The organism is Streptomyces sp. NPDC048270 (genome assembly GCF_040652335.1).
In the GTDB taxonomy this organism is placed as follows: Bacteria; Actinomycetota; Actinomycetes; order Streptomycetales; family Streptomycetaceae; genus Streptomyces.
The window spans coordinates 415647-428700 of record NZ_JBEZLV010000001.1 but is presented as its reverse complement, the minus strand read 5'-3'; the positions used below and the strand labels follow the sequence as shown (position 1 = coordinate 428700).

The following is a 13054-nucleotide window of genomic DNA, read 5'->3' as shown; positions in this document are numbered from 1 at the left end:
CCAGATGTGGAAGCCCGGTAACGGGTGAAGCTGACTGGTACTAATAGGCCGAGGGCTTGTCCTCAGTTGCTCGCGTCCACTGTGTTAGTTCTGAAATAACGAACAGCTGTGTCCATAGCCAGCGTTCAAATTTCATAGTGTTTCGGTGGTCATAGCGTTAGGGAAACGCCCGGTTACATTCCGAACCCGGAAGCTAAGCCTTTCAGCGCCGATGGTACTGCAGGGGGGACCCTGTGGGAGAGTAGGACGCCGCCGAACAACCCGCCCTTTTAGCTCAGTCGGTAGAGCGTCTCCATGGTAAGGAGAAGGTCAACGGTTCGATTCCGTTAAAGGGCTCCAAAGAGAAAGGCCCCCGCCTTGTGGCGGGGGCCTTTCTTCGTTTTGGGCGCAGCCGGCGGGGTGCCCGTACCTGCCGGGGCGGACCTCCTGTCAAGCCCCGACTTTCCGGGTCGTGACCGTGGCCGTGGCGTGGGGCGCAATGGGATCACGGATGAGGGAGCGGGAGGCAGACGGCCTCCTCGCCGCATCCGCAGTCCGAGCCCCTCGAGCTGCGAAAGGACCCCGATCATGCGCCTCGCAAGGATTCGACGCCTCGTTCTGAGGATCGTGCAGGCCCTGGCGGAAGGGGACGTCGCATGAGCATCGCAGGGATCCGACGCCTCGTTTCGAAGATCGTGACGCCCGTGCCGCCCGTGACGGCCGATGCCGGCGTCCGCGCCACGTCCACGCCCGTCCAGCCGCTGACCGCACCGGAGCACGCCGGCCCCCAGGTCGGCAACGACAGACTGCCCTTGGCCACCGAGATGGCGGCCCCGTCCTTCATGATCCTGTCGACGCGGCCGAGGCCCCGGCGGCACGAGCGATAAGGGGACGGCAGGGTCCTCAGTCGCCCTCGCGCTGCTGCGGGACACGGAACGCGAGGATCGCCATGTCGTCCGAGGCGGGTTCGGCGGCGAAGCGCTCCACCGCGCGCAGGACCCGGGCGGCGACCGCACCCGCGGTCAGGCCCGTGCAGGTCGTGAGGACCTCGGCAAGGCCGTCGTCCCCGAGCATGCGGCTGCCCTCGCGGCGTTCGGTCACGCCGTCCGTGACGCAGAGCAGCACGTCGCCCGGGTCGAGGGTCAGCGTTTGCTCGTACAGGTCGAGGTCGTCGATCACGCCCAGCAGGGGCTGCGGCTCGGCGGCCGGGAGCACCTCGCCGTTCGGGCGCAGGCGCAGCGGGAGCGGGTGGCCGGCGCAGACGACCTTCATCAGCGCGCCCCCGTCCGGCTGCGGGTGGAGCTCGCCGTAGAGGAGGGTGAGGAAGCGGCTGCGGGCGCCCTCGTCGAGGATGGCCGCGTTGAGGCGTTCGAGGACGGCGGGTCCGCCCAGGCCCTCGCGGGCCAGCAGGCGCAGGGCGTGCCGGGCCAGGCCCGTGACCGCGGCCGCCTCCGGGCCCGTGCCGCAGACATCGCCGATGGCGAAGCCGTACGCGCCTTCGCGGATGGGGAAGACGTCGTAGAAGTCGCCGCCCACCTCGTTGCCCTCGCCGGCGGCGCGGTAGATGACCTCGACCTCCATGCCGGGGATCGCGGGGGAGCCGGGCGGCAGCAGGCTGCGCTGGAGGGAGCGGCTGATGGCGGTGCGCTCGGAGTAGAGCCGTGCGTTGTCGAGGGCGAGCGCGGCCCGGCGGGAGAGGTCCTCGGCGAGTTCGAGGATCTCCTGGCGGAAGTGCTCCTCGCTGGGCTTGCCGAGGGTGAGCATGCCGATCACGCGGTTGCGGGCCATCAGCGGGAGCACGACGGTCTCGCCGCCGACCGCGAGAGCCGTTTCCGGCCACGGGCGGGCGCCGGCCCCGCGGACGGGCTCGGGCGGGCTGACCCGGGAGAGCAGGGCCTTGAGGCCGTCGATGCGCTCCTCGTCCTCGTGCAGCACGTAGGAGAGGTACGGATCCGAGGACTGGTCGGCGATGGTGTAGACGGCGCACCAGGTCGCGAGGGTGGGGACGGTCATCTGTGCCATGAGGGCGAGGGTCTGGTCGCGGTCGAGGGTGCCGGCCAGCAGGTCGGAGGCCTCGACGAGGAAGGAGAGCGAACCGCGGCGCAGGCGCTCGAGTTCGCCGAGGCGGGCGGACTCGACGGCGAGGGCGATGCGGTCGGCGGCGAACTGGAGGCGCAGGGCCTCCTCGTTCGAGTAGCGGCCGGGGACCTCGGCGGCGACGCCGAGAGAGCCGGTGAGACGGCCCTCGACCTTCAGCGGGACGGTCACCACGGACCGCATGCCGGTGGACTCCAGGAGCGGGACGGCTCCGGGGACGGAGGCGAGGTCGTCGTGGACGGCGGGCATGCGGGCCGAGCCGTACCGGTTGGTGCCGGCCTCGACGGGGACGCGGGCGAAGCGCTGGCGGGTGGAGGGCAGCCCGGTGGTGGCGCGGACCTCCAGCTCGGTCTCGTCGTCGGTGGCGAGGAGCAGGAAGGCGGCGTCGGCGTCGAGGAGGTCGCGGGCCCGCTCGACGGTGCGCTGGAGGAGGCCGTCGAGGTCGTCGGGGGCGGGCGAGCCGATGAAGACCTCGAACGGGTCGGCGGGGCGGGGCTCGGTCAGGTGGCCGCCGTCGGCCGGGATCCGTACCGGGGTCTGGAGGAGGGCGCGCTCGTCGTCATGCACGAGGAGGCAGACGATGGAGGGTTCGCCATGGGCGTCGCGTACCCGGAGGTGGGAGGCGTAAACGGGGATGACGCGGCCGTCGGAGCCGCGGATCCCGTAACTGCCCTCCCAGCGGGACAGGCCCAGTGCCTCGGCGATGCCGGTGCCGGTGCCGGGGGTCTGGGGCCAGGCGGCGAGCTCGGCGAGCGGGCGGCCCACGACCTTCTCGGCGGGGTAGCCGAAGACGTGCTCGGCGTCCTCGTTCCAGGCGGAGACGGCGCCGGCGGAGTCGATCTGCAGGACGGCGACGCGGACCCGGCTGTCGGCGAGGGGGAGCAGCTGGTCGGGGACGACGGGGCCCGCGGAGCGGGTACCGACCGGACGGTCTGGGAGGTCCAGGCGGAACCACACGTGCTTGTGGGTGGCGGTGTACTCGACGCCCCAGCGGGTGGCGAGGGCGGCGCAGAGCATCAGGCCGCGGCCGTTCTCGCGGTCGGGGTCGGCGTAGGGGCGTTCGCCGGGGTGCTGGAGCGGGAGCTCGCGCTCCGGGTAGCGGTCGGCGACCTCGACGCGCACGCCGTCCTCGGCGCGCAGGCACAGGACCTCGGCCCGGGTTCCGGCGTGGACCACGGCATTGGTGACGAGCTCGCTGGTGAGGACCACCGCGTCGTCGACGATGTCCGCGAAGCCCCATCCCTGCAGGGTGTCGCGGACGAACGCGCGGGCGGCGGCGACCGAGCGCCCGAGGGGGTCGAAGCTGGCAGCCGCCCGTGCCGTGATCACTGGTCTCCTTCGACGCGGTTGGACATCGGGTGCCAGGTTACTTACCTTCGCGGTCGGCATGGTGCCGTCGTCTGGGATTCCCCCCGCAGGGTACGGCGGGTGTGCGATGGTGCCGAAGTGTTATGGCCGGGTTCGGCCAGGGTGAAACACTGGGCAGGCTTGAAGAGCTGGGCAGGAACACTCGTAGCCCGGTGGAACAGCGGTCGACCCTTTCGGGAGGGACACGGTGGAGTCTGGCGCAGCGGTGCGGCGTACGGGAACGCGGCCGAAGGGCGGTCGGTCCCGGCGCGGGGGGACGACCGAGGTCGATACCGCCGCTCTGAACAGGCTGCTCACGGCCCTGGTGTCGATGCGGGACGGGAACTTCCGCAAGCGGCTGACGGTGTCCGGCGAGGGCGTGATGGCGGAGATCGCCGCCGTCTACAACGAGGTCGCCGACCGCAACCTGCACCTGACCGGGGAGCTGTCGCGGGTCCGCAGGATGGTGGGCCGCGAGGGCAAGCTGAGCGAACGGCTGGAAACCGGTGCCTGTGAGGGCTCCTGGGCGGCCGCGATCGACGCGTCGAACCAGTTGGTGGACGACCTGGCCCGGCCGGTGTCCGAGGTGGGCCGGGTGCTGTCGGCGGTGGCCGAGGGCGATCTGGACCAGCGGATGGATCTGCGGACCCAGGCCACGGAGGGCGCGGGGCACCCGCTGCGCGGGGAGTTCCTGAAGGTCGGGCGTACGGTCAACAACCTGGTCGACCAGCTGTCCGCGTTCACCGACGAGGTGACGCGCGTGGCGCTGGAGGTGGGTACCGAGGGCAAGCTCGGCGGCCAGGCCCAGGTGCGCGGAATGTCGGGTTCTTGGAAGGATCTGACCGACTCCGTCAACACGATGGCGTACCGGCTCACCGCTCAGGTGCGTGATATCGCTCTCGTCACGACGGCGGTGGCCAAGGGCGATCTGTCGCGCAAGGTCACCGTGCACGTGGCCGGCGAGATGCTCCAGCTGAAGAACACCGTGAACACCATGGTGGACCAGCTGTCCTCCTTCTCCTCCGAGGTGACCCGCGTCGCCCGCGAGGTGGGTACGGAGGGGGAGCTGGGCGGCCAGGCGAAGGTGCCCGGGGTCGCCGGTGTGTGGAAGGACCTGACCGACTCCGTCAACACGATGGCGGGCAACCTGACGGCTCAGGTGCGCGGGATCGCGCAGGTGACGACGGCGGTCGCGAACGGCGACCTGTCGCAGAAGGTACGGGTGAGCGCGCGCGGCGAGGTCGCGCAGCTGGCCGAAACGATCAATCAGATGACGGAGACCCTGCGGACCTTCGCGGACGAGGTCACGCGTGTGGCCAGCGAGGTCGGCGCCAAGGGCCTGCTGGGCGGCCAGGCGCAGGTGCCGGGTGCGGCCGGTACGTGGAAGGACCTCACCGACTCGGTGAACACGGTCTTCCGCAACCTGACCACGCAGGTGCGGGACATCGCGCAGGTGACGACGGCGGTGGCCAACGGCGACCTGTCGCAGAAGGTCACGGTCGACGTGGCCGGCGAGATGCTGGAGTTGAAGAACACCGTCAACACGATGGTGGACCAGCTCCAGTCCTTCGGTGCGGAAGTGACGCGTGTGGCCCGTGAGGTCGGCGTCGAGGGTGAGCTGGGCGGTCAGGCGCAGGTGCCGGGTGCGGCCGGTACGTGGAAGGACCTCACCGACTCGGTGAACACCGCCTTCCGCAACCTCACCGGCCAGGTCCGCAACATCGCGCAGGTGACGACGGCGGTGGCCAACGGCGACCTGTCGCAGAAGGTCACCGTGGACGTCTCCGGCGAGATGCTCCAGCTGAAGAACACCGTGAACACGATGGTGGACCAGCTGTCCTCCTTCGCCGACCAGGTCACGCGGATGGCGCGGGACGTGGGCACCGAGGGCCGGCTCGGCGGCCAGGCCCGGGTCGAGGGGGTGTCCGGCACCTGGAAGGAGCTCACCGACTCCGTCAACTTCATGGCCGGCAACCTGACCTCGCAGGTGCGCCAGATCGCCCAGGTGACCACGGCGGTGGCGCGCGGTGACCTGTCGCAGAAGATCGACGTGGACGCCCGGGGCGAGATCCTGGAGTTGAAGAACACCATCAACACGATGGTCGACCAGCTCTCGGCCTTCGCGGAGCAGGTGACGCGGGTGGCGCGGGACGTGGGCACCGAGGGCCGGCTCGGCGGCCAGGCGCAGGTGCCCGGCGTGGCCGGCGTATGGCGTGACCTGACGGACTCGGTGAACGGCATGGCCGGGAACCTGACCTCGCAGGTGCGCAACATCGCGCAGGTCGCCACGGCGGTGGCGCGCGGTGACCTGTCGCAGAAGATCGACGTGGACGCCAGGGGCGAGATCCTGGAGCTGAAGAACACCCTCAACACGATGGTCGACCAGCTCTCGAACTTCGCGGAGCAGGTGACGCGGGTGGCGCGGGAGGTGGGTACCGAGGGCATCCTCGGCGGCCAGGCGGAGGTGAAGGGCGTCTCCGGCACCTGGAAGGACCTCACCCAGTCCGTCAACTTCATGGCCAACAACCTGACGTCGCAGGTGCGCAACATCGCCGAGGTGACCACGGCGGTGGCCATGGGCGACCTCTCCAAGAAGATCACCGTCGACGCGAAGGGCGAGATCCTCGAGCTGGTCACCACCGTGAACACGATGGTGGACCAGCTGTCCTCGTTCGCGGAGCAGGTGACGCGGGTGGCGCGCGAGGTGGGCACCGAGGGCATCCTCGGCGGCCAGGCGCGCGTGCGCGGGGTCACCGGCATCTGGAAGGACCTGAGCGACAACGTCAACACCATGGCCGGGAACCTGACGGCGCAGGTGCGCGGGATCGCGCAGGTCTCGGCGGCGGTGGCCAACGGCGACCTGACGAAGAAGGTCACCGTCGAGGCGCGCGGCGAGGTCGCCCAGCTCGCCGACACGGTCAACACCATGGTGAAGACCCTGTCGTCCTTCGCCGACGAGGTCACGCGCGTGGCCCGTGAGGTGGGTACGGAGGGCCGCCTGGGCGGCCAGGCGCACGTACCGGGTGTCTCGGGTACGTGGAAGGACCTCACCGACTCGGTGAACTTCATGGCCTCCAACCTCACCGGCCAGGTGCGGCAGATCGCCATGGTCACGACCGCCATCGCCAAGGGCGATATGACCAAGAAGATCGACATCGACGCGCGCGGCGAGATCCTGGAGCTCAAGACCACCATCAACACCATGGTCGACCAGCTGTCCTCGTTCGCCGACCAGGTGACGCGGGTGGCCCGCGAGGTGGGTACCGAGGGCATCCTGGGCGGCCAGGCCCGGGTCCGGGACGTGGACGGCACCTGGCGGGACCTGACGGAGTCCGTGAACGAGATGGCCGGGAACCTCACCCGGCAGGTCCGCGCGATCGCGGCGGTGGCCACCGCGGTGACCCGCGGCGACCTCAGCCTGAAGGTCGACGTGGACGCCGCGGGCGAGATCCAGGTCCTCCAGGACAACATCAACACGATGATCGTCAACCTGCGCGACACCACCTTGGCCAACAAGGAGCAGGACTGGCTCAAGGGCAACCTGGCGCGGATCTCCGCCCTGATGCAGGGCCGCCGGGAGCTCGACGACGTCGCCTCGCTGATCATGAGCGAGCTGACGCCCGTGGTCTCGGCGCAGCACGGTGCCTTCTTCCTGGCCCTGCCGGCCGGCGGTACCAAGGAGATCGGTACGGAGGGCGGTACGGACGGCTCGTACGAGCTGCGGATGCGCGGGAGCTACGCGTACGCCGGAGGCCAGGTGCCCACGTCCTTCCGGCCGGGGGAGGGGCTGATCGGGACGGTCGCGGAGGAGAAGCGGACGATCCTGGTCGAGAACACCCCGCCGGGCTACCTGAAGATCTCCTCGGGGCTCGGCGAGGCGCCGCCCGCGCACGTGATCGTGCTGCCGGTGCTCTTCGAGGGGAAGGTGCTCGGCGTCATCGAGCTGGCGTCCTTCACGCCGTTCACGCAGATCCAGAAGGACTTCCTCAGCCAGATCGCCGAGATGATCGGTACGAGCGTCAACACCATCAGCGTCAACTCCAAGACGGAGATGCTGCTGAAGCAGTCGCAGGAAATGACCGAGCAGCTGCGGGAGCGCTCCGACGAGCTGGAGAACCGGCAGAAGGCCCTCCAGGCGGCGAACGCGGAGCTGGAGGAGAAGGCCGAGCTGCTGGCCCAGCAGAACCGGGACATCGAGGTGAAGAACACCGAGATCGAGGAGGCCCGGCAGGTCCTGGAGGAGCGCGCCGAGCAGCTGGCGGTCTCGATGCGCTACAAGTCCGAGTTCCTCGCGAACATGTCGCACGAGCTGCGGACCCCGCTCAACTCGCTGCTGATCCTGGCCAAGCTGCTCGCCGACAACGCGGACGAGAACCTGTCGGGCAAGCAGGTGGAGTTCGCCGAGACCATCCACGGCGCCGGCTCGGACCTGCTCCAGCTGATCAACGACATCCTCGACCTGTCGAAGGTCGAGGCCGGGAAGATGGACGTCTCGCCGACGCGGATCGCGCTGGTCCAGCTCGTGGACTACGTGGAGGCCACCTTCCGGCCGCTGACCGCGGAGAAGGGGCTCGACTTCTCGGTGCGGGTCTCCCCGGAGCTGCCGGCCACCTTGCACACCGACGAGCAGCGGCTGCTCCAGGTGCTGCGCAACCTGCTGTCCAACGCGGTGAAGTTCACCGACACCGGCGCGGTGGAGCTGGTGATCCGGCCGGCCGGGGCCGATGTCCCGACGGCGATCCGGGAGCAGCTGCTGGAGGCCGGCTCGCTGCGGGAGGCCGACGCGGACCTGATCGCCTTCTCGGTGACCGACACCGGCATCGGGATCGCCGCGAGCAAGATGCTGGTGATCTTCGAGGCGTTCAAGCAGGCCGACGGCACGACGAGCCGCAAGTACGGGGGCACGGGGCTGGGGCTGTCCATCAGCCGGGAGATCGCCCGGCTGCTCGGCGGGGAGATCCACGCGGCCAGCGAGCCCGGCCGCGGCTCCACCTTCACGCTGTACCTGCCGCTGCACCCGAGCGAGCTGCCCCCGCAGGGGTACGCGCCGCCCACGCCCGGCGGGGCCCGCGCCGAGCTGTACCGCAGGCCCTCCGACGAGGCGCGGCCCGCGCTGCCCGCCTCCCCCGCGGCGCCCTCGCCGACGGCTCCGGCGCAGGCCGCTCCCGGCCGGGCGGAGCGCTCGGCCCTGCCGGGCTCCGAGCCGGGCCAGGGCGGGGCGGCGCTGTTCCGGCGCCGGCGCAAGTCGCTGAGCGACCTGGAGCCGCGTACGGCCGTGCCGGGGCAGCCGGGCGTGGCGGGCGCCGAGGACGGCTGGGGCAGTGCCGAGGAGGAGCTCCCGGTCGTGCCGCGGACGTACGACTTCCACGGGGAGAAGGTGCTCATCGTGGACGACGACGTGCGCAACGTCTTCGCGCTGACCAGCGTGCTGGAGCAGCACGGGCTGGCGGTGCTGTACGCGGAGAACGGGCGGGAGGGCATCGAGGTCCTGGAACAGCACGACGACGTGACGGTCGTGCTGATGGACATCATGATGCCGGAGATGGACGGCTATGCGACGACCTCGGCGATCCGGCGGATGCCGCAGTTCGCGGGGCTGCCGATCATCGCGCTGACGGCGAAGGCGATGAAGGGGGACCGGGAGAAGGCGATCGACTCCGGTGCTTCCGACTACGTCACCAAGCCGGTCGACCCCGACTACCTGCTGTCGGTGATGGAGCAGTGGATGCGCGGGAAGTGACCGCCCGCCGAGCGGATCGGCGACGATTGCCGACGGAGTATGCCCGAAGCGGTGTGGGAGGGCGGCGGACGGGGAACCTTCTGCTCTCCCACCACGTTTCTGCTTCGTGCACAGTGACATCTTGGTGACAGGGTGTGGCGATCTCAGGACTGGGGCTACGATGACCGGCACAAGGACGGACGGCGCAAGGATGCCGTCCTCTGGGGCGGGGCCCGGCGCACAGGCCGGAGCCCGGAGCCGGGGAGGCCCCATGCCGGGGCGAGGAGGACAGGGCATGGTGCAGAAGGCCAAGATCCTCCTGGTCGATGACCGGCCGGAGAATCTGCTGGCGCTGGAGGCCATCCTCTCCGCGCTCGATCAGACACTGGTCCGGGCGTCGTCGGGGGAGGAAGCGCTCAAGGCGCTGCTGACGGACGATTTCGCGGTCATCCTGCTGGATGTGCAGATGCCGGGGATGGACGGATTCGAAACCGCCGCGCACATCAAGCGGCGGGAGCGGACCCGGGACATCCCGATCATCTTCCTGACCGCGATCAACCACGGTCCGCACCACACCTTCCGCGGCTACGCGGCGGGCGCGGTGGACTACATCTCCAAGCCCTTCGACCCGTGGGTGCTGCGGGCCAAGGTCTCGGTCTTCGTGGAGCTGTACACGAAGAACTGCCAGCTGCGCGAGCAGGCGGCGCTGCTGCGCCTCCAGCTGGAGGGCGGCGGTACGAACGGCGTGGACGGCAGCAAGGAGACGGCCGGACTGCTGGCCGAGCTCTCCGCGCGGCTCGCCGCGGTCGAGGAGCAGGCCGAGGCGCTGACCAAGCAGCTGGGCGAGGATTCGGCCGAGGCGGCGGTGGTCGCGACCGCGGCCCATCTGGAGCGCAAGCTGACCGGGCTGCGGCGGGCGCTGGACGCGCTGGAGCCGGGGGCCGGCGGAGGAGCCGTACTGCCCCTGCAGGGCTGAGGGCCGACCCGCCTGGTGGCGCGTCAGGTCTGGCGGTGCGTCAAAGCGCCGACAGAACCGGCGACACGAACGGGTGAAGGGGTGGGCACGCGTGTCCACTGGCATGGACACCGGTAATCTCGGGCCCATGGCCTCACGTACGTCCGGCAAGGGTTCCCCGAGCACAGCGGGCACCGCGAAGGGCCGCACCGGCCGTACCCCGGCGCCGGCGAAGAAGGCGGCTCCCGCGCGCAAGCCCCCCGCGAAGAAGGCCGCGGCCGCCCGGCGCGCGCCGGTCAAGAAGGTCGCGCCCAAGTCCGCGCCGTCCCCGACCGGGGGTGTGGTGCGGCTGGTGCGGGCCCTGTGGCTGGGCTGCGCGCACGCGGTCGGCGCCGTCTTCCGCGGGATCGGGCAGGGTGCCAAGAACCTCGACCCGGCCCACCGCAAGGACGGCCTGGCGCTGCTGCTGCTCGCCCTCGCGCTGATCGTCGCCGCCGGAACCTGGTCGAACCTGAGCGGTCCCGTCGGGGACCTGGTCACGATGCTGGTCACCGGCGCCTTCGGACGACTGGATCTGCTCGTGCCGATCCTGCTCGGCGTCATGGCGGTACGTTTCATCCGCCACCCCGAGCAGACCGACGCCAACGGCCGCATCGGGATCGGGCTCTCCGCCCTGGTCATCGGGGTGCTGGGCCTGGTCCACATCGCCTGCGGGGCGCCCGGCCGCGACGAGGGCACCACCGCGATGCAGAACGCGGGCGGGCTCATCGGCTGGGGCGCCTCCAAGCCCCTGATCTTCACCATGGGCGCGCCGCTCGCCGTGCCGATGCTGGTGCTGCTCACCGTCTTCGGACTGCTCGTGGTCACCGCGACCCCGGTCAACGCGATCCCGGAGCGGTTGCGGCGGCTCGGGATCCGGCTCGGGATCATCGCCCCCAACGAATACGACGAGGGGTACGGGGAGCGCGGGGGCGCGGCCGACCGGCACGATCCGGAGCGCTGGCGGGCCCGTACCGGGGCGGGGGAGGAGCCCGGTGCGGCGGACGCCGCCGAGGAGGAGGCCCTGGCCCGGCGGCGCAGGCCGCGGCGGGCCGCGGCCCGGCCGGCGATGGACCGCGAGATGGACGCCGTCGACGTGGCCGCGGCGGCCGCCGCCGCGCTGGACGGGGTGGTCTACGGCGGACTGCCGCCGTCCCCGCTGGTCGCCGACCTCACGCAGGGGATCTCCGCGGACCGCGAAGGCACGGAGTCCACCGCTCCGGTGCCGCCCGCCCGCGAGGAGCGGCCCACGCCGCGGCCCGCCGCGGCCGCGCCGGCCGCCCCGGCCGCCGAGACGGCCGGGAGCCCGCACGACACCACCGCCGCGGCCTCCGGGACGCTGGCGGTACCCGACCTGACCAAGGCCCCGCCGCAGGCCCAGGCGCTGCCGCCGCGCGCCGAGCAGCTCCAGCTGCGCGGGGACATCACCTACGCGCTGCCCTCGCTGGACCTGCTCGAGCGCGGCGGGCCGGGCAAGACCCGCAGCGCCGCCAACGACGCGGTGGTCGCCTCGCTGACGAACGTGTTCACCGAGTTCAAGGTCGACGCGCAGGTCACCGGTTTCACCCGGGGGCCGACGGTCACGCGCTACGAGGTGACGCTCGGCGCGGCGGTGAAGGTCGAGCGGATCACGGCGCTGGCCAAGAACATCGCCTACGCCGTGGCCTCGCCGGACGTGCGGATCATCAGCCCGATCCCGGGCAAGTCCGCGGTCGGCATCGAGATCCCGAACACCGACCGCGAGATGGTCAACCTGGGCGACGTCCTGCGGCTGGCGGACGCGGCCGAGGACGACCACCCCATGCTGGTCGCCCTGGGCAAGGACGTCGAGGGCGGCTACGTCATGGCCAACCTCGCGAAGATGCCGCACGTGCTCGTCGCCGGTGCCACCGGTTCCGGAAAGTCCTCCTGCATCAACTGCCTGATCACCTCGATCATGGTCCGGGCGACCCCGGAGGACGTCCGGATGGTGCTGGTCGACCCCAAGCGGGTGGAGCTGACGGCCTACGAGGGCATCCCGCACCTCATCACGCCGATCATCACCAACCCCAAGCGGGCCGCCGAGGCCCTCCAGTGGGTCGTGCGCGAGATGGACCTGCGCTACGACGACCTGGCCGCCTTCGGCTACCGGCACATCGACGACTTCAACCAGGCCATCCGGGACGGCAAGATCAAACTGCCGCCGGGCAGCGAGCGCGAGCTCAGCCCCTACCCGTACCTCCTGGTGATCGTCGACGAGCTCGCCGACCTGATGATGGTGGCCCCGCGCGACGTCGAGGACTCCATCGTCCGCATCACCCAGCTGGCCCGCGCGGCCGGCATCCACCTGGTGCTGGCGACCCAGCGGCCGTCGGTGGACGTGGTCACCGGCCTGATCAAGGCGAACGTGCCCTCGCGCCTCGCCTTCGCCACCTCCTCGCTCGCCGACAGCCGGGTCATCCTGGACCAGCCGGGCGCCGAGAAGCTCATCGGCAAGGGCGACGGGCTGTTCCTGCCGATGGGCGCGAACAAGCCCGTCCGGCTCCAGGGCGCCTTCGTGACCGAGGACGAGATCGCCGGGATCGTCCAGCACTGCAAGGACCAGATGGCGCCCGTCTTCCGGGACGACGTGACCGTCGGGCAGAAGCAGAAGAAGGAGATCGACGAGGAGATCGGCGACGACCTGGACCTGCTGTGCCAGGCGGCCGAGCTGGTCGTCTCCACCCAGTTCGGCTCGACCTCGATGCTCCAGCGCAAGCTGCGGGTGGGCTTCGCCAAGGCGGGCCGGCTCATGGACCTGATGGAGTCGCGCGGGATCGTCGGCCCGAGCGAGGGCTCCAAGGCCCGTGACGTGCTGCTGAAGGCCGACGAGCTGGACGGGGCGCTCGCGGTCATCCGCGGGGAGGACCAGCCGTGAGGCCGCGGGGAGGACCGCCCGT

The 13054-nt window shown here is 70.9% G+C and carries 5 protein-coding genes, 1 tRNA gene and 1 rRNA gene; 6 read left to right on the top strand and 1 reads right to left on the bottom strand.

The window, feature by feature from the left end; genetic code table 11:
• The first annotated feature begins 141 nt into the window (after nucleotides 1–141).
• The 3 genes from rrf to AB0D66_RS01545 all read left to right on the top strand — a co-directional run bounded on the left by rrf (nucleotide 142) and on the right by AB0D66_RS01545 (nucleotide 866).
• Nucleotides 142–258: ribosomal RNA gene (gene rrf, locus AB0D66_RS01555) — 5S ribosomal RNA — on the top strand.
• Between the two features lie 5 nt (nucleotides 259–263).
• Nucleotides 264–339, top strand: a tRNA-Thr gene (locus AB0D66_RS01550).
• Between the two features lie 296 nt (nucleotides 340–635).
• Entirely contained in the window at nucleotides 636–866 is a 231-nt protein-coding gene (locus tag AB0D66_RS01545) for a hypothetical protein (RefSeq protein WP_362294908.1), read from the top strand.
• Between the two features lie 16 nt (nucleotides 867–882).
• Here AB0D66_RS01545 and AB0D66_RS01540 read toward each other — a convergent pair whose 3' ends face one another.
• The gene (locus AB0D66_RS01540; protein ID WP_362294904.1) at nucleotides 883–3465 is read right to left on the bottom strand and encodes a SpoIIE family protein phosphatase; all 2583 of its coding nucleotides are present in this window, start codon (nucleotides 3463–3465) and stop codon (nucleotides 883–885) included.
• A 166-nt stretch (nucleotides 3466–3631) separates the two neighbouring features.
• On the opposite strand from AB0D66_RS01540, the gene AB0D66_RS01535 reads away from it, so the two are divergent.
• From AB0D66_RS01535 to AB0D66_RS01525, 3 genes are all read left to right on the top strand, one after another.
• Nucleotides 3632–9163: a HAMP domain-containing protein gene (locus AB0D66_RS01535; protein ID WP_362294901.1), complete on the top strand. Its 5532-nt coding sequence runs from the start codon at nucleotides 3632–3634 to the stop codon at nucleotides 9161–9163.
• A 274-nt stretch (nucleotides 9164–9437) separates the two neighbouring features.
• A complete protein-coding gene (locus AB0D66_RS01530; protein ID WP_362294898.1) occupies nucleotides 9438–10118 on the top strand; it encodes a response regulator in 681 nt (226 codons plus the stop codon).
• 103 nt (nucleotides 10119–10221) lie between these two features.
• Nucleotides 10222–13032, top strand: a complete 2811-nt coding sequence (locus AB0D66_RS01525; protein ID WP_362294958.1) for a DNA translocase FtsK — start codon at nucleotides 10222–10224, stop codon at nucleotides 13030–13032.
• Nucleotides 13033–13054 lie beyond the last annotated feature (22 nt).